The 18,837-nt window shown below is 69.0% G+C and carries 25 protein-coding genes and 2 pseudogenes; 10 read left to right on the top strand and 17 right to left on the bottom strand.

The genetic code is table 11. The annotated features are described in order from the left end of the window. Nucleotides 1-75 precede the first annotated feature (75 nt). Genes AB0J69_RS46910 through AB0J69_RS46900 form a run of 3 tightly spaced genes read left to right on the top strand, consistent with a single transcriptional unit; the run spans nt 76 to nt 1,384 of the window. On the top strand, nt 76-411 hold the full coding sequence (locus AB0J69_RS46910; protein WP_364132153.1) for a metalloregulator ArsR/SmtB family transcription factor: 336 nt from the start codon (nt 76-78) through the stop codon (nt 409-411). After that, nucleotides 408-926: an SRPBCC family protein gene (locus AB0J69_RS46905; RefSeq protein ID WP_364132151.1), complete on the top strand. Its 519-nt coding sequence runs from the start codon at nt 408-410 to the stop codon at nt 924-926. Before AB0J69_RS46910 ends, AB0J69_RS46905 begins: the two co-directional genes overlap by 4 nt. Beyond that, complete coding sequence (locus AB0J69_RS46900; protein ID WP_364132149.1) at nt 923-1,384, top strand: VOC family protein; 462 nt, start codon at nt 923-925, stop codon at nt 1,382-1,384. Before AB0J69_RS46905 ends, AB0J69_RS46900 begins: the two co-directional genes overlap by 4 nt. Before the next feature lie 87 nt (nt 1,385-1,471). Here AB0J69_RS46900 and AB0J69_RS46895 read toward each other — a convergent pair whose 3' ends face one another. The 13 genes and pseudogenes from AB0J69_RS46895 to AB0J69_RS46835 form a co-directional block, all read right to left on the bottom strand. Further along, complete coding sequence (locus AB0J69_RS46895) at nt 1,472-2,218, bottom strand: hypothetical protein (protein ID WP_364132147.1); 747 nt, start codon at nt 2,216-2,218, stop codon at nt 1,472-1,474. A 142-nt stretch (nt 2,219-2,360) separates the two neighbouring features. After that, the gene (locus AB0J69_RS46890) at nt 2,361-2,663 is read right to left on the bottom strand and encodes a hypothetical protein (RefSeq protein WP_364132145.1); all 303 of its coding nucleotides are present in this window, start codon (nt 2,661-2,663) and stop codon (nt 2,361-2,363) included. A 341-nt stretch (nt 2,664-3,004) separates the two neighbouring features. Further along, a complete protein-coding gene (locus AB0J69_RS46885) occupies nt 3,005-3,247 on the bottom strand; it encodes a hypothetical protein (protein ID WP_364132143.1) in 243 nt (80 codons plus the stop codon). 461 nt (nt 3,248-3,708) lie between these two features. After that, nucleotides 3,709-4,065 (bottom strand): hypothetical protein, encoded by a 357-nt coding sequence (locus AB0J69_RS46880; RefSeq protein WP_364132141.1) that lies wholly within the window; start codon nt 4,063-4,065, stop codon nt 3,709-3,711. Between the two features lie 510 nt (nt 4,066-4,575). After that, nucleotides 4,576-4,785, bottom strand: coding sequence for a hypothetical protein (locus AB0J69_RS46875; RefSeq protein WP_364132139.1), 210 nt, complete (start codon nt 4,783-4,785; stop codon nt 4,576-4,578). A gap of 269 nt (nt 4,786-5,054) precedes the next feature. Continuing rightward, nucleotides 5,055-5,321 (bottom strand): hypothetical protein, encoded by a 267-nt coding sequence (locus AB0J69_RS46870; protein WP_364132194.1) that lies wholly within the window; start codon nt 5,319-5,321, stop codon nt 5,055-5,057. A 121-nt stretch (nt 5,322-5,442) separates the two neighbouring features. Then, nucleotides 5,443-5,553 (bottom strand): annotated as a pseudogene (locus AB0J69_RS46865) (IS5/IS1182 family transposase); the annotation flags it as partial. A gap of 115 nt (nt 5,554-5,668) precedes the next feature. After that, the gene (locus AB0J69_RS46860; RefSeq protein ID WP_364132191.1) at nt 5,669-6,055 is read right to left on the bottom strand and encodes a cytochrome P450; all 387 of its coding nucleotides are present in this window, start codon (nt 6,053-6,055) and stop codon (nt 5,669-5,671) included. A 110-nt stretch (nt 6,056-6,165) separates the two neighbouring features. Beyond that, nucleotides 6,166-6,597: pseudogene (locus AB0J69_RS46855) on the bottom strand (cytochrome P450); the annotation flags it as partial. A gap of 359 nt (nt 6,598-6,956) precedes the next feature. After that, nucleotides 6,957-7,598 (bottom strand): hypothetical protein, encoded by a 642-nt coding sequence (locus tag AB0J69_RS46850; RefSeq protein WP_364132137.1) that lies wholly within the window; start codon nt 7,596-7,598, stop codon nt 6,957-6,959. Then, nucleotides 7,514-8,209: a DUF6545 domain-containing protein gene (locus tag AB0J69_RS46845; protein ID WP_364132135.1), complete on the bottom strand. Its 696-nt coding sequence runs from the start codon at nt 8,207-8,209 to the stop codon at nt 7,514-7,516. The genes AB0J69_RS46850 and AB0J69_RS46845 overlap by 85 nt, the downstream gene beginning before the upstream one ends. Before the next feature lie 86 nt (nt 8,210-8,295). Next, nucleotides 8,296-8,754, bottom strand: a complete 459-nt coding sequence (locus AB0J69_RS46840; RefSeq protein ID WP_364132133.1) for a hypothetical protein — start codon at nt 8,752-8,754, stop codon at nt 8,296-8,298. Continuing rightward, nucleotides 8,747-9,067 (bottom strand): hypothetical protein, encoded by a 321-nt coding sequence (locus AB0J69_RS46835; RefSeq protein ID WP_364132131.1) that lies wholly within the window; start codon nt 9,065-9,067, stop codon nt 8,747-8,749. The genes AB0J69_RS46840 and AB0J69_RS46835 overlap by 8 nt, the downstream gene beginning before the upstream one ends. A 635-nt stretch (nt 9,068-9,702) precedes the next feature. Here AB0J69_RS46835 and AB0J69_RS46830 point away from each other — a divergent pair. Further along, nucleotides 9,703-9,882, top strand: coding sequence for a hypothetical protein (locus AB0J69_RS46830; protein WP_364132130.1), 180 nt, complete (start codon nt 9,703-9,705; stop codon nt 9,880-9,882). 32 nt (nt 9,883-9,914) lie between these two features. Here AB0J69_RS46830 and AB0J69_RS46825 read toward each other — a convergent pair whose 3' ends face one another. The 3 genes from AB0J69_RS46825 to AB0J69_RS46815 form a co-directional block, all read right to left on the bottom strand. Further along, a complete protein-coding gene (locus AB0J69_RS46825) occupies nt 9,915-10,052 on the bottom strand; it encodes a hypothetical protein (protein WP_364132128.1) in 138 nt (45 codons plus the stop codon). A 124-nt stretch (nt 10,053-10,176) separates the two neighbouring features. Next, nucleotides 10,177-10,635: a hypothetical protein gene (locus AB0J69_RS46820; RefSeq protein WP_364132127.1), complete on the bottom strand. Its 459-nt coding sequence runs from the start codon at nt 10,633-10,635 to the stop codon at nt 10,177-10,179. Beyond that, nucleotides 10,596-10,787, bottom strand: a complete 192-nt coding sequence (locus AB0J69_RS46815) for a hypothetical protein (protein WP_364132126.1) — start codon at nt 10,785-10,787, stop codon at nt 10,596-10,598. Before AB0J69_RS46815 ends, AB0J69_RS46820 begins: the two co-directional genes overlap by 40 nt. A 587-nt stretch (nt 10,788-11,374) precedes the next feature. On the opposite strand from AB0J69_RS46815, the gene AB0J69_RS46810 reads away from it, so the two are divergent. The 3 genes from AB0J69_RS46810 (at nt 11,375) to AB0J69_RS46800 (ending at nt 13,760) form a co-directional block, all read left to right on the top strand. Then, entirely contained in the window at nt 11,375-12,532 is a 1,158-nt protein-coding gene (locus tag AB0J69_RS46810; protein WP_364132124.1) for an alpha/beta hydrolase, read from the top strand. Nucleotides 12,533-12,866: 334 nt separating this feature from the next. Further along, nucleotides 12,867-12,989: a hypothetical protein gene (locus tag AB0J69_RS46805; protein WP_364132123.1), complete on the top strand. Its 123-nt coding sequence runs from the start codon at nt 12,867-12,869 to the stop codon at nt 12,987-12,989. Nucleotides 12,990-13,208: 219 nt separating this feature from the next. Then, nucleotides 13,209-13,760 carry a hypothetical protein gene (locus tag AB0J69_RS46800; protein WP_364132122.1) on the top strand — a complete coding sequence of 184 codons (552 nt, stop codon included), beginning with the start codon at nt 13,209-13,211 and terminating at the stop codon, nt 13,758-13,760. A 507-nt stretch (nt 13,761-14,267) separates the two neighbouring features. Here AB0J69_RS46800 and AB0J69_RS46795 read toward each other — a convergent pair. Then, nucleotides 14,268-14,759, bottom strand: coding sequence for a TetR family transcriptional regulator (locus AB0J69_RS46795; protein ID WP_364132120.1), 492 nt, complete (start codon nt 14,757-14,759; stop codon nt 14,268-14,270). A 100-nt stretch (nt 14,760-14,859) separates the two neighbouring features. On the opposite strand from AB0J69_RS46795, the gene AB0J69_RS46790 reads away from it, so the two are divergent. The 3 genes from AB0J69_RS46790 to AB0J69_RS46780 all read left to right on the top strand — a co-directional run bounded on the left by AB0J69_RS46790 (nt 14,860) and on the right by AB0J69_RS46780 (nt 18,556). Continuing rightward, nucleotides 14,860-15,987 (top strand): FAD-dependent monooxygenase, encoded by a 1,128-nt coding sequence (locus tag AB0J69_RS46790; protein WP_364132119.1) that lies wholly within the window; start codon nt 14,860-14,862, stop codon nt 15,985-15,987. A 37-nt stretch (nt 15,988-16,024) separates the two neighbouring features. After that, nucleotides 16,025-16,216 (top strand): hypothetical protein, encoded by a 192-nt coding sequence (locus tag AB0J69_RS46785; RefSeq protein WP_364132118.1) that lies wholly within the window; start codon nt 16,025-16,027, stop codon nt 16,214-16,216. Between the two features lie 102 nt (nt 16,217-16,318). Then, on the top strand, nt 16,319-18,556 hold the full coding sequence (locus tag AB0J69_RS46780) for an NACHT domain-containing protein (protein WP_364132116.1): 2,238 nt from the start codon (nt 16,319-16,321) through the stop codon (nt 18,554-18,556). Nucleotides 18,557-18,837: the final 281 nt, after the last annotated feature.

The raw sequence follows: 18,837 nt of genomic DNA, 5'->3' as shown, positions 1-18,837 counted from the left end.
GCATCCGCGATCTTGACAAAGCCGGACCCTAGCACATATAAAACCATCAGGTTATGGAACCGGAGGGTTATGGAAATGGTTGCAAGCGACAGGCTGGACGCGACGTTCGCGGCGCTCGCCGACCCCACCCGACGGGCCATCCTGGCCCGGCTCGCGGCCGGTGACGCCACGGTCACCGAGCTGGCCGCGCCGTTCGCAATGAGCCAGCCCGCCGTCTCCAAACACCTGCGCGTGCTCGAACGGGCAGGCCTGATCAGCCGCGGCCGCGACGCACAACGCCGGCCATGCCGGCTGGTGGCCGAGCCGCTCAAGACGGCCACAGACTGGCTGGCCGACTACCGCAACTACTGGGAAGCGAGCTATCAGCGACTGGATGCCCTGCTGGACGACATGCAGGACGGCAAAACGTGACCTCCCCGCACCCCGGCCTCGGGCTGCACGTCGTCGCGTCCGGGGCCACCGACCTCGTCCTCACCCGGACCTTCGCCGCTCCCGCGCCGCTGGTCTTCGCCGCGCTCACCGAGCCGGAACTGCTCCGCCGCTGGCACGGCGCCCGCGGCTGGCAGCTCACCGTTTGCGAGGTCGACCTACGCCCAGGCGGTGCCTGGCGGTTCGTCTCAACAGGGCCGGGTGGCTCCGAGATGGAACAACACGGGCTGTTCCGTGAGGTCGTGCCGCCTGTACGCCTCACACAGACCGAGATCCACCGTGACTGGGCCGACGGCGCGGCACTGGTCACCACCGTTCTGGACGAGACAGACGGACACACCACCATGACCGTCACCGCGCAGTACTCCTCGCCCGAAATTCGCGACATGGTCGTGCGCAGCTCCATGCAACGCGGCGCCGGCGAAGGATACGACCGCCTCGCCGCTGTACTCGCCACACTGCCACCACACCTCCCCAACGAAAGGCACCATCCATGACCGACGCACCCGCCCCAGTCACCGAGATCCCAACCGACCTCGGGGAATTTCCCAAGGACTCCGGCAACCCGCCGGTACCACCTGGCACGCTGCTGCTGGAACTCGTGCCAGTGCCGGCCACCGACATCGAACGGGCCAAAGCCTTCTACCAAGACCAACTCGGGTTCCGCCTCGACGTCGACGTCAACCCGAAGCCCGGTATCCGCATCGTCCAACTCACTCCGCCCGGTTCGGCATGCTCGATCACCCTCGCCGAAGGCCTACCCACACTCGACATGCCCCCAGGAACCCTTCGCGGTCTGCACCTCGTGGTAGCCGACATCGAGGCATCCCGCGCTCAACTCGTCGAGCGTGGCGTCGAGATCAGCGAGATCGAGGACTCCGGCGGCGTGCTCTACGCGTACTTCGCCGACCCGGACGGCAATACCTGGTGCCTCCAGCACATGCCCTGGCGCTAGTGGGGGCGTGTGGTTGGGCAGATCGAGCATCCGAACGAAAGTCCCGTCAGCCAGAACAGCGTTGAGCGGCTTGCCGTGACTTTCCGTTCAAATGCGTCTCGCCGAAGGGTTTTCGCAGGTCATGACAGATGCAGGCGGATGGCCTGAACGGCTGTGACACGGGCGGCGTACACGCGGTGCGCCTTGCGCTCGGTCGGGCCGGCCTCGGCAAGGGCGGCGCTCTGCTCCAGCGCGGCGCGATGGAGTGTGAGCGGGGCCGTGATGCGGACCGAGTAGCCGTGGCTGCTCGCCGGTGTTGGTCGGCGGCGCGTCGAGCTGGTCGGGCAGGTTGCGGGCGCCGGCGGCGTCCAGGACACGGCGGATGGTCTTGGGAGCGACCTGGTGCCGCCTGGCCAGAGCGTCTCCTGGGCCGGGCAGCTGCAGCAGGCCGCCGTCGAAGGCCAGGTGGAACATGGCGCCCAGGCGTACGGCCGCGAAGTCGGGGTCGACTGCGGCGGGCGTCGAAGCGTCCGGCCGGAGCGCGGCCTCCAGCAGGCCGGCCAGGACGGCGTGGGAGTGGCCCAGCAGGTAGTAGGTCAGGGCCGTCTTGTCGGTGAGCAGCCTGGCCATCGGCGGCCCGTCGTGCTTCAGGTCCTCCCGGATCTCCGCCGCGAGGTCGCTGACCGCCGTGCTGAAGGCCGCATCGACGGCCGCGCGCGCGTAGATCTCCCGCCCGTACCGCTCGTACAGCACCTGCACCGCGAACATCTCCAGCGGCCCATGCGCCGTTTCGTCCTGTGAAGACCCGTCGCCGCCTCGCCACCACTTTCGTAACCACGATCCCACTGTGCTCATCCCCGCATGATGCGCACACCCTACGGAGCAAGGCAAGCACGGCGTGTCAAGGGTGCCGGTCAAGCCGCCGGGTCAGACCGGCGCTCGGGGGGCGGCGAAGGGCGGCTGACCGGTGATAGCGGTGACGATGTCGGCGGTTCCCTCAGAGCCCAGCGGGCAATGCGATCTCATCCAACCGCCGCTCCACCACAGTCCCGTCCGGGCCAGGCAGCGCGAAGCGGTACTCGTCGATGGCCTCGTCGATGATTTCCGGCGCGTCGGCGAGGATGTCGAGCAGCGCCTGCAGGCGCGGGAACGGTGCCTGCCTGACGCGGTCGATGATCCCGGGCTCGCGCAGGGCCAGCAGCGCCCAAGAGGCAAAACGCACTCCCGCCTCGTAGTGGGCTTGCTTGGTGGCCTCGAGGCGATCGGCGTTTCGGACCGCATCCACGTATGCGTCGGCCACCGCCGTGTAGGTGAGCAGTAGATCCCCGCGCGGCACCACGAGCTGGGCTCTCGCCGGCAGTCGATCTCGTTGCGGGTCGATCGGTTGACTGGCCGCCGCCAGCCGGCCAATGACCGGCCCACCCGCAGCTTGGCGATCTGCGGATACTGCTCGACGGTGGCATCGACGACGCGTTCCGCGCCCGGCAGGTAGAGCACTACGTGCGCGACAAAGTTGTCGCTCTCCCAGTGGGGGCTGGGCTGACCCGTGGACCGTGACCCGGCCCCGGGCGTCGGTGACGGTCAGCTCCACCGGCTGGAGTTCCGCCGTGATGCCGAGCTGTCGGTAGGCCTGCTGGAGGGTCAGGCAGGCATCGAGGCAGATGTTGCCGCGGAGCCGTGGGCTTTGCTCAGCCATAGCATCGGCAGCAGCATCACCACCCGGGTGTCGGCCGGCATCCCGTCAGCGACCAGAAGCTGGCCGAGGTGACCGTGGTCGGATCGCAGCCGCCCGGGAGTGAACCGATTGCTTCCCGCGCCGGATGCGGTGCCCGCACGTTTGGGAGTGCGTGCGGCCTTGCCCTTACGTCCTCTGGACTTCGGCATGCCGTGACGGTAACTCCCAAGAGCGACAAATTCTTCGGGGTGATGCTGGAACGGCCTGGAACCCCCGTGGCCACGGCGGGCCGCCACGGGGTTTGACGGCTTGCGAGAAGGGCCGGCCGCGCCAGCGGCGGCCCCCGCCGCGTCTGAAAGCCTCGCTCCTCCGAGCTGGATGCGGGGCATGAGCAGCAACCGAACGGCCAGTGGCAGCAGCGCGTCAGGGCGAACGGGATTACCGCCATCCGGCGTTCCGACGTGGGTAAGTATCGAAGGCCTATATCCCGCTAAGCTGGCGAATCTTCCCCAGCGGGTAGGGGGCCCGTCTGTTTCGGCCAGGGATGCTGCTCGCCGATCGTGTGGCCGTGCAGGTAGGTCAGCACCTCGCCCCCTGCTCGTCGAACCCGAGCACCCGCGGCGCCCCCTGCCCGAGGTCTTGGCCGGCCAACCGAGCCCACCCGGCTCCCTCACTTCCGATGGCAGTACGAAAGTAGCTGGACGTATGTCAGCGCCGGGACCGTCGCTCCGGTGGCGGGATCCGCGCTCCCCCAGGCCACTGCGACCTGCATGTCCGTGAACGCCGGTTTGAGGATGGCCTCCCTGTGTTCCCTGCTCTGCAGCCACCAACCAACGGCTGCCTTGGGGGTTATCCCGTCGGCACCCGCCCACGTGTAGGTGTTTTCTGCGTAGCCATAGTTGCGGCAGTTTCGGCCGAAGCCGACACTCTCAACGCGGCTCTTCTCGGTGGATCCGTCTACGGGATTGATGTGCGGATTGCACTTGTCAGTGCCCTGAACAGGCTTGTTGGGGTCCTTGATGGGCACACAGTTCACCTTCGACCGTTGCTTCACCTCCGCAACGGTCCCCCACCAGCGGATTCTTGCCGCATCGCTGGCGTGACGGTATGCCACGTTCGCCAATCCGGGCTTCATCCCCTTGAGGGACAGTCCACTCTGCAGCGGAGCGAGCGGCGGTCGCTGCTGTGCCCGAGCCTGGTTGACCAGGCACAACACTGCCCGCTCGATAACGTTGTTCTGCCCCCTGTAGGCCACGCGGCCCCGAGCCGTGTCAGGGAATGCAGACTGGGGCCGATAGACCATCTCGCTGTTGGCACAAGCGTGAGCGGCCGTGGAGGATGCGGTGGCTGCGGCAGGGATGGCGACCATCGCACTGATCCCTAGCGCGACGGCGGGGACGGCAACGGTTAGTCGGCCCAGCTGATTCATGGCTTCCCTCGTGGAGTCAGTCATCGTGTGCTCACACCATCAGTCAGGGTGTTTGCATCACGCATGCTCCTTACTTGCAGGCGGATGAATACGGCGCGTCACGTGCGGTCAGCCCGGCCACCGCGGGGTGTCGATGAGGTTGGCCAGCAACGGGGCCGCGTGCGCCGCCTCAGCGGGCGGACGCTCCGCCGGCGATCTGGCGAGCAGGGCGGTGAGCAGGTCGCTGAGAAGCGGTCCGGCGCGGTCCGGCGCGGGAACCGCGTCGGTCAGGACGGCGGCGATGGCGGCGGCCGCGGTGTCGCGGTCGAAGGGGGACACGCCCTGGACGGCGTACTACAGCGTGGCATCCAACGCCCACAGATCGGTGGCCGGCGTGCAAGGCGCTCCGGTTCAGGCCAGCGCGTCGCGCAGCGCGGCCAGCACCCGGTCCGGGCCCATTAGGCGGGCCACTTGTAACAGGTGGACCAGGGCGGATAGTCCGCCGGCAGAGCCCACGTAATGCCGTTGTCGGTCACGTAGCACTACGCAGTCGCGATAAAACGGGAGGGGCCGCCTCCTGTGCCCACGACAGGGGGGCGGCCCAACGATTAGCTGGTGTAGTAAATCTCCAGGTGATAGTGGGACGTGGTATGCGACCAGTGCGGGCCGTTGATCGCGCGGCACTGCCACGTTCCTCCCCACAACTTGCCGGCGGACCTGCAGGACGCAAAGCCAGCGGACGTCAGAGGGTAAGCCGCGACGTACTCCCAATGTCCCGAGGTCGTCGTGGCGATCGCCGGAACCGCCGCCAAAGCGGTGACGGTGGTCACAGCGGCCAGTGCAACCGCGCCCAGACGTCTCGCGAGCATGTGCATGATGCTCCTTAGCAAGAGGGGTTTCTCTTTCTGATTGCTCTGCGCATGAGTATTGGCGATGCATGGGGGCCGTGTCATTGACCGAGAACGCCAACTTGCATGCCATCGTGCGCCAAACGGCCGCGCGATGCGGACAACAGCGCAGCTTGGTCAGTACCTTCCAGGATTTCAGGGTCGCGACGGCACATGCGCCTATGGCGTGGATACAGGCGTGGGCGCGGTTGACGTCTCGCGTGCGCCGGCGCCTGGCGTCCGTCATCGAGGGCTGGGCGGCACCCTTGCCGCGTCCGGAGACCGGCGGCCGGTCTCCGGACGCGGCGAAGCGAACGCGCGGTGCAGGGGGCGGGTCAGGTGGTCACGAGGAGGTGCTGGGGCCGGTAGCTGAGGGCGCTGTCGGTCCAGGTCACCTCATCCAGCGAGGTTGCCGGTCGCAGCCGGGGCCGGTGGACGGCCAGGGCGCGCAGGGCTTCCTGCAGCTCCATCCGGGCCAGGTTGGCGCCCAGGCGGTAGTGCGGCCCGTGGCCGAAGGCCAGGTGGTCACGGAGGTTGGGCCGGTGCATGTCGAATCGGCCGGGGTCGGGGAACTTCTGGGGATCGTGGTCGGCGAGATAGGGGCTCGGCAGGATGACGCTGCCGGCGGGGGTGACGCGCCCCGAGGGCAGGGCGATCTCGTCGCTCGCGCGGCGCAGCAGGCCGTAGGTGCCTGGTCCCTCGAAGCGCAGCGCCTCTTCCACGGCCGGGGGACCAGCGCCGGATCGGCCACCAGTTGCGGGTAGCAGCCGGTGTGCAGGAGCCGGAAGACGGCCCGCGAGATCATCATGACCAGGGTTTCATGGCCGGCCACGATCAGCATGAGCACCATGGCGACCAGCTCGTCCTCGCTGAGCCGGTCCTGCCGGTCGCGGGCGTCGATGAGCAGGTCGATGAGGTCGTGCCGCGGCTGCCTGCGATGCTGGGCCACCAGCGTGACCGCGTACTGCTGGAGCGCGAGAAAGGCCTCGCCGCGAGTCTGCTCGTCGGCCGTGCTGGTCGACAGGAAGTTCTCGCTCCAGGCGTGGAAGCGCGCGTAGTCCTCGGCCGGCACGCCGAGCACCTGGCAGATCGCCCGGGTGGACAGGACCAGGGCGAAGTCGTCGACGACGTCGAAGGCCGGACCGAGCCCGGCCAGCAGGTCGCCGGCGATGTGCCGGATGGCTGGGCGCCAGCGCTCGGCCTGGCGGCCGGTGAAGGCCGGCGCCACGAGCCGCCGGAGCCGGGTGTGCTCGGGGGCGTCCATGTTGGGCAGCGCCTCGACGTTGTCCATGCCTCCGCCGCGGACCATGACCGGGTCGCCGGCGTGGAAGCGCCGGCTGCTGGCGGGGCAGGCCAGCGCGGTCCGGACGTCCTCGTAGTGCACCAGCATGGGTGCCGTGTCGCCGCTGGGCAGCGTCATCGGCGCCATCGCAGCCGCCGCGTCGTAGCGGTGGGCCGCCGCCGGGGAGGGGGTGCCGGCGGGTCCGGCCGGTAGGTCGGGCCATGGCCAGGTACGGGGTTCGACAGTCATCCTGCCTCCTAGGGGTGATCAGGACAGCGTGATCGGCGGTAGACGACGATGACGGGCAGCGGGGGAGGAGGGGGTCGGGCGGTCGGCCGGGGTCAGGTGATCGCGATGTAGAGGACTCCGCCGGTCAGAGCACCGGCGGCCAGCCCGGCGATGCTCTGCGCGGTCGTGTGGTGGCCCTGGACGATGCGCGACCACGCCACGGCGGCGGCCAGCAGGCCCAGGCCCGCGCCCAGGACGGGATGGGGGGCGAATTCCGCGATGCCGATCGTGGCGCAGCCGGCGGCGGTCGCGGCGTGGATGCTGATGTTGTGCCTGCGCCATGCGGTGATGGTGATCGAAATGGCCAGCAGTGCTGCGGTGACCGCCAGGACGGGCAGCGGTGCCAGGTGTGCGGCGACGGCCAGGCCGGTGATCGCCAGGCCGGTCACGATCGAGGCGAGGGCGGCCGCGATCTGACGGCGGCTTTTGGCTCCGGCAGAGCCGGTGCGCCGGCGGGCGTCGAGGAACGGGATCACGCCGGCGGTGATGGCGGGAATCAGCGCCCAGGCCGCTCCCGCCGACCCTGCGGCGTGCGCTCCGACGAGCAGCGGCATGACCGTGGCGAGCAGGGAGGGATGGCAGAGCCTGGACAGGTAGACGGCGATCAGCTTCAGCCCGCCGTGTGAGGGGGCCGGGGTGTGTCTGCTGGAGGGGTGGGGCAGGGCTGGGGGGCTGTGGCGGAGTTTTGCGGCCATGAGGCGACCTCCTGCACAAGACGCGGCCGGCGCCGCAGACGGGTGTACTCGCGGGCGACGTCAACCAGCCAGTCGGGCTCGGCCGCCAGCGGACTCAGCGCCCAGGTCGCCATCTGGTGGCGCGGCTGGGCGGTCACCCGGGGCAGCGTGGTGATCGCCCACCGCGCGATGGCGGCCGCTTCCCGGGACGGGGCGTCGGCCGCCTCGGTGCCGGCTGCCGAGGCCCAGGCCCGGGCATCGGCCAGGGCCTGCGGCGAGCTGTACTCGCGCAGCCACAGCAACCCTTCGTGGATCACCATGTCGCGCAGGCGGAGCTCCACCTCGGGAAGGTCGGATGAAGCCCGTACCAGCCGTGGGAAGGCGCTGGTGATGTCCTCCCACAGCGGCGTGAGCGTGCGCAGGGTCCAGCGGGGCGTGGCCCACCGCTGTGCCCCTTCCAGCATCGGCAGGCTGATGCCGATGAAGCCGGCGAGGTAGCCCGGAAAGTTGACGTACCGGGTGAGCTCCATCGACCAGGTCATCGGCGGCGCCGGCATGTCGATCACCTGCGGAAGGAGATACGCCATCGTGTAGATCGAGCGGGCCATGCCGGCGACGGAGGTCACGGCCATCGTCAGCAGGCTGGCTCGCAGCCACCTCGACTCACACACCCGCGACAGCCGGATGAACAAGATCGTCAGGGTGACGTACTGCGTGATCAGGGTGCTCTCGTACAGGGCCAGGAAGGCCAGCTGAGACCCGCACGTACGCGGCCGTGTCCCACGGCCGCGTACGTGCCGAGATAGTCCAGGTCGTAGCTGAAGGCCAGGCCGCCGAGCACGACAGCGACCAGGGTGGCCGCCGCCAGGGGCGTGTGCGGGCGCGCCCACCAGGCCGCTTTGCCCTGCTGACGCCAGGCGTACAGGGTCCAGGCCAGGATCCACGCCATCGCGTGGACCGCCGTACCGGTCTGGATCGCGAACGGCAGCGACCTGCTGCCGGTGAGGGCGGTCAGGTCCGGGCCCACCAGGAGCGCCTCGAAGAGCATGGAGATGAACCCGGCGATCAGGCCCAGCACGATCATCCACCGGTCCGGGGAGCGCCCGACCCCGAGAAACCGCACGACCGCGAGCACCCCCATGATCACCAGGGCGAGGGCGATCAGGCCTTCAACCACCTCGGCGCCCACCGAAGGGATCGATCAGCGGTTCTTCCATCCGGCCCAGCAGCCCGCGGTGCGGCCGTGGCCGCTGGGTGCGGGTCTCGACGCGGGCGCGCAGCAGTGCGGCGAACCCTTCGGCGCGTTCTTCCTCAAAGGACTGGTACTCGGTGCGTCCCATGATGCGCCGGATGGCCTCGGCGCCGCCGAACTCCAGCAACGTCGGCGCGAAGATCTGGACCAGCCGATCGGTCGCCGCCTGGCGGTCGAACCCGCCGGCGTACTCATCCAGCAGGTTGCCCAGCTCGTGAGCGATGAACCCTTCCTGCATCCACGGGGGGATGGTGGCGTTGCGGGCGTAGCCGATGACGGCGCGGACGGCCCCGGGGTTCGCGGGGATCCTCGATCAGGGTGAAGAATCCCGTATCGGCGCAGTCGGTGGGCGGGGCGTTGCCCCGCCCGAGCAGGCCCACCTCGGCCGGGTCGAAGTACCTCAGCTCGACATCGATGCCCAGGCGCCGGCCCACGGCGCGGCAAAAGGCGCGCATGTCGAACGCCCCGGGCTGGCCATCGACGAGATCCAGGATCTCCGCATGGTCCTTGCTGACCTGCTGGGTGATGCTGAGCTGGGCCCGTCGCCGCTTGGACGACGCCGGGACACCCGTGCGGCCTCCCCGCGGGCCTTTACGCCAGCCAACCACGCGCCCCTCCTTGTAAGTGCGCCCCGATCTGCGACCTCATCGTCACGGTGGGAGCACGGCGGGACCACATGACCGGGCTCCGCACATGCCTCGTGATGCGCTCACTCATGGCCCGACGAGATCGGACGCTGGCCTGCTGAGGAGTCCTCGTCGGCGGGCGGATCCGGTCTGGCCGCCTGGAAGGCGTCGAAGAAGGCGCTGGCGATGATGGAGCGGGTGCGGTCGGGAAGGGCGGCAGCCGCCGTGCTCGCCCCGGCAGGCCATCATGGTCGCTGCCGCGGCCTGGACCCACGCGCGCCCGTCCGCGGCCATGCTCGTGGCCTACGACGCCGACCCCTCCCTGAAGGTGTTGCGCATGAACTTCGCCCCTACCTTGCAGGACATGCTGTCCGCATTGATCGCCGGCACCCTGACCCGCGCCGGAGCGCTTCGACAGGACGTTTGATCTGAGGAGATCGCGGCTCACGTCCCTGGTAGTCATATCGCCGGGTCGTCCGTCATTCTCTTGGTCAGGCGGGGCTCGGGCCACGCCGAGGCCAGGGCCTTGACGATCGCCCGCCGGCCGACCCGGCACTTCTTCTCGATCGTCCAGCCCGACCTCCTCAGGTGAGCCACCTCGGCGGATCGCAGCGTACAGATCGACCTTGGGCGAGGGCATGAGGACGCTCCTTCATCACGAAGCGCATCCCAGCGCCTCACCGTAAGCCATGCCATGCGGTCAAACTCACGAACAACGACTTCACCGGAACGGGACCGCGGCCACTGCTGACGAACCACCGCGGCCAACTCTCACGCACAAATCAGTCCCAGGGTGGGAGACGGCCACGGAGTGGGAGGCGCGCACCTCGGTGCCGTGCGCGCCGGCACGCTTGGCCATGAAGCGCTGGACGTTGGCCGGAATGTTGAGGTCCTGGGTCGTGATGACGTCCCAGCTCGGCTTGTCCCACCACGCGGCCACCTCGGTCTTCTCCTCAAGGGCCGACTGGGCGATGGGTCTCCGGGTGGCGCCCGTGCCGGCCGGCACGTCGGCGGCGAACTGGTGGCGGAACTTGTCGGCCTTGATGTAGAGGTCGGTTCCCTTGCCGCCGCTGGGCAGGGTGAACGGGGTGGGGTCGAGGGCGTCGGGGAGCGTCGAGCCGGGGTACTTGTTCGTCGGCTTCAGGGCGGTCTCACCCGGGGCAGGCAGGAAGGCGGCCACGTACACCAGCGCCTTGACCTGGGGTCGTCCGCGCCGGCCACGCTGATGGCCAAGCCGTCGTAGGAGTGCTCGACCAGGATCTCGGGACCTTCGACGTGGTCGAGCACGTTGCGCAGCCCCCAAGCCACCCCGTACCAGACCCCAGCTGGCACCCCGTGACCACGTGTCGCAGGCCCCCATTCAGCGCGAGCGCCGCGCCCAGGGTCGGCCGAAGGCCGATCCACCGGACGCGAGCGCAGCGAGCGCCCTGGGCGCGGAATATCCGGACCGGCACTCCGTACCGGGCGGAGCGGCATTCACGCGCCGGCTCCCTGATGGAGATCTGCGGTGAGTCCAGCGGGCCGCAGGCACGCAGTGCGGCGCGCCACCCGAGGGGGTTCCCCGAAGGTCTTTCCCGATGATCTGAGGGATGTTTGGTATGGCGGCCCGCCCGGCCGCGACGGATCATGGCGCCCGGTCAGCGAGCATGAGTGACAGGCGGTGAGACGCTCCACTCGACGAGTGGGTTCCTCACATTCGACCGCGAAAGAGGAAGATCACCGGGCCGATGCCATCTCCCATCTCGGGTGCCATCGCTGCAGCTTGAGGCTCATCGCGCGCGGCTACACAGGTTGAATTCGCAGAGCCGGTCATGGGGTGGTCAGTGCTCTCGCCACCGTACTGGTGGGCTGCTCCCAGCGTTGTAGCTCGGTCAGTCGTTGATCCCGGTGTGGTAGTGGCAGAAGACTACGCCTGTGGGATGACCCGCACCAGCGGCTGGACGACCATTGCGGGTTATGAGGACCCCAGTGAGGTTCGTCCAGGCAACGCGCCAGGCCGCCATCGAGACGCTGCCGTGACTTCAGGCCAGATACCGAAGGGTGTCGCAGCGGTGCGCAAGCGAAGAGTCGTCAAGATCTTCAGAGTGGTGCTCGCTGTCCTGGTCGGGATCCCGGCCGCGGTAGTCGCCGGGCTGCTTCTTTGGGACGGCGGCATCGACACCGGCCCGCGCCGGGAGCTCTTCCCCAGTGTCCAGATCGACCTGCGGACGGCCCAGACACGGCGTGGCCCGATCGAGTACGACCTGTACGGTACGGAAGGTCCGGTGCTGCTGTCTGTTCACGCCGGGCTCGGCGGAGCCGACCAGGGACGACTGTTCGCCGGCTGGCTGCAGCAGGACGGGTTCCGCATCCTGAGTCCTTCGCGGCCCGGTTACCTCGGCACGCCCTTGGAGAGCGGCCGGACCGACGAGGAGCAGGCCGACCTGCTCGCCGCGCTGCTGGATGAGCTCGGCATCGACCGGGTCGGAGTCCTCGCGGTCTCGGCCGGGAGCCCAGTGGGCTACACCTTCGCCGCACGCCATCCGGATCGGATCTGGGGGATGGTCTCCATCGGCGGAGTGAGCAAACAGCAGCCCCCCGGTAAGCCGAGCTCGTCGCTGCGGAGAACGTTCCTGAACACCGTCGGGCAGAAGCTCACCCGGCTGACGGCGATGCTCTCGTTCGAGACCGTGGTCTCGGCGACGTTGGACGAGACCAGCACCTTCAACGAGGAACAGCGGGCCGGGCGGCTCTCGTACATCATGAACACGCCACGCGTGCGGACGCTCTTCGAGGCGATGTTCGAAACGACATTTCCCTACGAGGAGCGCTGGCCGGGCACCGACAACGACGCGGCGCAAGCCCGGCGCGGCGGTTCGCCTCTGGAGCGGATCACGGCTCCGACGTTGGTGGTCCACGGAAGGCAGGACGGCGATGTGTCCTTCGGCCATGGAGAATACGCGGCCGAGCGGATACCCGGCGCGCAACATCACTGGATGGAGAATGAGGATCACCTGGGCTTCTGGCTCAGCCCCAGGGCGGACCAGTCACAAGCCGTGGTGCGGACATTCCTGCGGCAACACGCGCCGCGCGAATGAGCCGTCGGCTGCTACGTACCGGAGTGAATGTCACAACGGGCCGGTGAGGACCCGGCGGGTCCTGACGACGTCGCCGCGGATCTCGATGACCGCGCCGAGGGGCAATCCTCCGGCCAGCGCCATCAGCTGGTCGGCGGCCGCGACCAGGTCCTCTTCCGCGCCGGGGTCGGACAGGAGGCGGCGCCGGATTCGGCGCGGCGACCTTCGTCGGAGATGCCTGGTTCGGCGGGGCGGCCTTCACCGGCGACGTCGGCTTCGGCGGGGCGACCGGGCTGGAGCATGCGGAGCTGGACGGCGTGCGGGTGGCACCGGCCAGGAAGGGAGTGCAGCGGATGTGGCCGCCGTGCTGGCGGGTGGAGGCGGCGGCGGACGGGGGCAGACGCTGTGCCTGGCGGCGGCGGCCGGCGACGCTGAGGAGGAGGGCGGGCCGGGGCCGGCCGCGGCGGGCGGTGGTTGACATAAGGCCTCCTATCACGCAGCGCGAGCTGCGATAACGGAAGGATCGCGTTATCGCGCCGGACTTATCCCGCCCTGTTCGAGCCGTAACCCTCTCCCCAGGAACACCGGCGGCATATGGAGTCGTGGCGGCTTCCCGGAGCTTTGGGAGTTCCGGGCCGTCTGGGGGTCATTAGGCTCGGCACGCACACCCGTACCACCTGGGGAGGCGTAGGCGCTGATGGCCGATCTTGAGTTTCCCGCCGACGTCCTGGCCGCGTGGCGGGCGTACGCCACGGCCACCGCCGAAGTGGTACGACGGGCCGAGCTGCTGCCGAGGGAATGCGACATCGCCTCCGGGAAGGCGCCGCTCTCTGACGAGCCGTACGCGGCGCTTGCGCAGGCTCAGGCGCGCCGGCATGAGGCGCTCGCCGAGCTAGAGCGCCTGCCGTGGTGGGAGACGGTGGAGAACCGGGTCAAGGCCGAGCTGGCGCTGCGCCGGGCGGCACGCAGAAGGGGTGACGTGCCGCCGGGGGCGTGGCGGCGGTGCGTGGGAGGCCAGGGGCGCAGGCCAGGCCGAGACGGGCTGCCGCCGAACGCGGGGCAGGGAACCTCACGCGTCGTCCATCAGACCCGCCGCCTGGGCTGCCTCGACGGCCATCGCCAGGTCGACGTCGGACAGGTCCACGTTGTACCGGGCGGCGAGCCAGGTGAGCACGCGGCGGCGGGCGGCCGGGTCGAGGGGTTCCAGAGCGTTGACCACGGCCTGTGCGACGTCGATCTCGGGAAGTAGACCCTCCGCTCCCGAACATGTGGCTGGTTGGGTGGGGTTTCTGCTTGATCGTGTTCGTGTCGGAGACGGTCGGGTGGAGGGCGGGTTCGGGTGCGTCGGGAGTGGGAGCCGGAAGAGCCGATCGCGGCGTGGACGCTGCTGGACGGCGACTGGGAGCTGGTGGGGAACAAGACGGGGGGCGACCCGTCTGGGGTTCGGCCTGATGCTGAAGTTCTTCGAGCAGGAGGGCCGGGGCTCTCCTCGGGAAGGGTTGGAGCCCGATCTTCTGTCGAAAAATCCTGTCGTCAATTCGTGTGCGGAACCGGCCATCCGACGTCACGGTTCGTCGCTCGATGTCCGGTTTTCGAGAGGGCTTGCGGGCCCAATCAGAGGGTGTCGTTAAATCTTCTAATCCCGACATCCTCGTGTAGGTGCCGCGGCGCGAACACGACCGCTTCGGGGCCGGGGGGCACCTTGGGAATCGGGGGCCGAGCTGATCAGCATCCGGCTTGCCACGAGTCGGTGATGTCAGAGTTGGGCGGCGAGCGATCGGAGTTGCTTGATCACGTCCGTGCCGGTGGGCGCGTGATCCGGGTCCAGCAGCCACTGCATCATCAGGCCGGTCAGCAGGGCGAGCGGTACTGAGCCGCCGAGTCCCTCCCGTCCCTCGCGCTGCCCTCTGGCGAGGTGTTCGCGTACCTCTGGCGACCGCTCCGCCTGCACCGCGGCCTCCAGCTGCGCCACCCACAACGCCCGATGGGTGGTGAAGCTGTCGATCAGGGCCTGCCAGCGCTGGTCCGGCTCGTCCGAGGGGGTGCGGCGGGCGAGTTCGTCGCTGAGTTCGTCGACCGCCTCCACCAGGGCCTGGGTGAGCAGCGCGTCCTTGGAGCCGAAGTGGTAGCCGATGGCGGCATGGCTGACTCCGGCGGCCGAGGCGATGTCCCGGACGGTCGTGCGAGCCCAGCCTCGCTCGATCAAGCACCGCTTGGCTCCGGCCAGCAGATCCTCTCGGTTTCCCATGCAGTGCAGCATAGCCGATAAATTGCCCATCCGGTCTATCCAAATGGATTGACCAAATGGGCAAATCGGCTTACTGTCATGCCCCATGACCAAGACGAAAGTGCTGATCTCCGGCGCGAGCGTGGCCGGCCCCGCCCTCGCCTTCTTCCTGAACCGCGACGGGTACGAGGTGAGCGTGGTCGAGCGCGCGCCCGAGTTGCGCGACAGCGGCTACGCGGTGGACTTCCGCGGCGAGGCGTTCGACGTGCTGGAGGAACTGGGCGTCCTCGCCGAGATGCGCGGGCACGACACCAAGATGCGCGGCATCACCTTGCTGGACGACAAGGGCGTGGAGACCGGACGGCTGCCCGCCGAGGTGTTCGCCGGCGAACTGGAGGTGCCGAAGCAGGAACTGACCCGGATCCTTCACCGCATCACCGCCGACGACGTGACCTACGTGTTCGACGATTCGATCAGCGCGCTGACCCAGCACGAGCCGGGCGTCGCGGTCGAGTTCGAGCGCGGCACCGCCCGCGGGTTCGACTTGGTGATCGGAGCCGATGGCGTCTATTCCAAGGTGCGGCAACTGGCCTTCGGCCCGCACGCCGATGCGTTGCGCCACCTGGGCCTGTCCGGAGCCGGCTTCAGCGCCCCCAACCACCTCGGTCTGGAGCGTAGCGGCCTGCTGCAGCAAGGCTCCGGCGCGGCGCTCTATCTGTTCAGCTCCGGCGCACCGGACCGCCTTACCGTCAGCTTCTCCTTCGCCACCGCCTCACCCGCACTGGACCGACGCAGCCGAGACGAGCAGGAGAACGCAGTGCGTGCGGCTTTCGCTGGCTTCGGCGGGGAGGCCCCCCGGCTGCTGGAGGCGATGAGCGAAGCGGACGACTTCTACTTCTCCTCGACCTGCCAGGTCCACCTGGACCACTGGTCGTGCGGCCGGATCGCCCTGGTCGGCGACGCAGGCTACTGCGCCGCCCCGACCAGCGGCATGGGCACCTCACAAGCGCTGATCGGCGCCCGAACCCTCGCCCGAGAATTGGCCTCGGCGGACGGAGACCACCTGGCCGCCTTCACCGCCTACGAACAAGAGCTACGGCCCTACGTCACCGGGAACCAGGCCGCGGGCCGCCAGGCCGCAACGATGTTCGGCGGCCACGCCGACCTGGCCAACTCTGGCCCAGGAAGCCGACGTCCCCCGCAACACGCTCACGCAGCGCCACAGCGACCTGCGCAACGAGTTCTATGAGCGCGTCAAAGCGCGCGGAGCCACCCCCGACGTCGAAGTGCGCCTGCGGGAGACGATCAAGAAGCTGAAGAAGACGATCGCGAACAAGAACAAGGAACTCGCCCAGATCAGGGAAGACGTTCCCGCGCTGGTCCGGGCCGTTCACCAGCTCACCCTGGAGAACCAGGAACTGCGCAAGCAGCTGGAGCTGCCTGAACCGAACATCACCCCGCTGCGCCGTCGAAGCTGAGAGCCGTCAAACCGGGGCGGCAGTCTCTGACGACAACGACCTTCTGATCACGATTCGCATGCAACCGCTGCCGGATCGCCTACTAAAGGTGACGATAGCGGCGTGAACAGACGCAAGATCGGCTGGCGGGTCCTCCTCGCCGTGCTGGCCTTCCTGGCGGCTGGCGCGGTGGTGGCTGTGGTCTGGCCCGTCTTTGATCCGGACGACAAGATCAACCGCGCCGAGCTCACCTCCTTGATGACCGCCCTCATCGTGGCGGCGGCCGGGGTGGCGGTTTGGGCCCGCCGCTCCGCAACCGCGCGCGCCGACACCGGGACCGAGGCGCGCAGCGTCGTGGACACCGCCGCGCACGTGCTGGCCGGACTGGTGGAGCAGCAGTGGCGCACCGAAGCCCGCCACCGGCTGCTGGACGACCCCGAACCGATCCCAGTCCACTGGAAGCTCATCGCCGACGAGACGGTGATGAGCCAGCCCCGCCTGATCACCGCCCAAGCTGAACTGACCTTCACCGGCCGCAGCGACGACATCGCGGCCTTGGCGGAGTCCTTTCGCGGCCTGAAACGGCGGCGGCTGGTCATCACCGGCGGAGCGGGCATGGGCAAGACCACGCTGGCGGTCCAGCTGCTGCTGCAGTTGCTGGCCACCCGCCAGACCGACCAGGCCGGTGCTCGCGAAGGGGAGATCGTGCCGGTGCCGGTGCTGCTACCGGTCTCCGGCTGGGACACCGGCACCCACGACACGCTGCACAAGTGGCTGGCCGACCGCCTGGAACAGGACTACCCGGCGCTGAAAGCCCCCCAGCTCGGCCAGGGCGCCGCCGCTGCCCTGGCCGAAGGCGGACACATCCTGCCCGTCCTGGACGGTCTCGACGAGATCCCCGCCCCCGCCCGCGCCACCGTGATCGCCGCGCTCAACGCCTCCTTGACCGCCCGCGACCAGCTCATCCTCACCAGCCGCCGCGCCGAGTTCACCACCGCCATCCACGGCACCGGCCGCCCCCTGAACGCCGCCGCGGTCATCGTCCCCAAACCCATCACCCCGCAAGCCGCCGCCAACTACCTGACAGCTTGCCTCGCAGACTCCCCCTCCGATGCCTGGCACAAGGTACTGACCGAACTACGATCCGGCGCCATTCCCGCGTTAACCCAGTTGGCCGCCACCCCGCTCGGGTTGTGGCTGGTCCGCACCGTCTATGTCGCCCCCGGAACCGATCCCACCCCGCTGGCCGACCCTCTGGCCGGTGACTCCGCAGCCCTGCGCTCTCATCTGCTGGATCGGATCATCCCTGCCGTCATCGGCGCTCGCCCGCCCAGCAGTGACCCCGCCGACCACTTCCGGCCCCGGCGTCGCCTCGATCCGGACGCCACCCGCCGTTACCTGACGTATCTCGCCCACGCCTTTCCTCCGGACACCACCCGCGACATCACCTGGTGGCGGATCGCATTCACCACATCTCACAGCAGGCGCCTGACCTGGCTCATGGTCGGGCTCGTGGGCGGGCTCGCGGGCGGGCTCGTGTTCGGGCTCAGGGGCGGGCTCGCGGGCGGGCTCGCGGGCGGGCTCGTGTTCGGGCTCAGGGGCAGGTCATGGGTCGACGAAACACCCGGCTACGCCAGCTTCCGTGGACGACTCCCCCTTCTCCACACCATTAAGAGCGGACTCATAACCGGGCTCGTAACCGGGCTCCCAATCGGGCTCGTGGTCGGGCTCGCGGGCGTGCTCATGATCGGGCTCGTGGTCGGGCTCGCGGGCGTGCTCATGATCGGGCTCGTGGTCGGGCTCGCGGGCGTGCTCATGATCGGGCCCGTGGTCAGGCTCGTGGACGGGCTCGTGGACGGGCTCCTGGCCGGGCTCGTGAGCGGGCTCGTGTTCGGGTCCATGGGCGGGTCCGTGATCGGGTTCGTGGGCGGGATCGTGGCCGGGCTGATCAAGTGGGCAGAACAGCCCACCCTCACCTCAACCAGCACCCCCCACTCCACCTGGCGATCCGACAGAGCGCTCACCCTCCTTCGAATGCTCGTGGCCGGGCTGGCGTTCGGGCTCGTGGCCGGGCTCGTGTTCGACTTTTTGGACGGGCTCGGGGCCGGGCTCCCGGGCGGGCCCGTGGCCGGGCTCGTGGCCGGGCTCGTGGGCGGGAACCACCATGCCTGGCTCGCATGCATCATCGCGATCCCCCGGCTGGCCCTCACACGACGGCTCCCCTTGCGGCTCATGGACTTTCTCGATGACGCCCACCGGCTCGGGCTGCTGCGCACGGTCGGGCCGGTCTATCAGTTCCGCCACGCGGCCTTGCACGACCACCTCGCCGCCGGCGCCTTTGGTGAGGCTCCTATTCCGTGACGCTGAGAGACCGGTTCCGCATCCGTAGTCGGCCGGTGCTGCGGACTACACCGTTGGGCATAAGGGCGTCGTCGAGACAGCTCAAGAAGTTCAACACGCAGACTTGACGGGGAACCGTACGGCCAGCGCGACCCCATCGCCTACACACAGGTCCAACCCGATCTGGTCGTGGAAGTCCTGGTAGACACGGCTACCGACGCAGGGAGACCTCGGCACCAGTGCCGTTACCTTCGGCCGCGAACCGATCTTGATCCCGCGCACGTGGTCGCGCAGCGCGACAC

Source organism: Nonomuraea sp. NPDC049709 (assembly GCF_040674815.1).
In the GTDB taxonomy this organism is placed as follows: Bacteria; Actinomycetota; Actinomycetes; order Streptosporangiales; family Streptosporangiaceae; genus Nonomuraea.
This window is presented reverse-complemented; position numbering and strand designations above follow the sequence as displayed.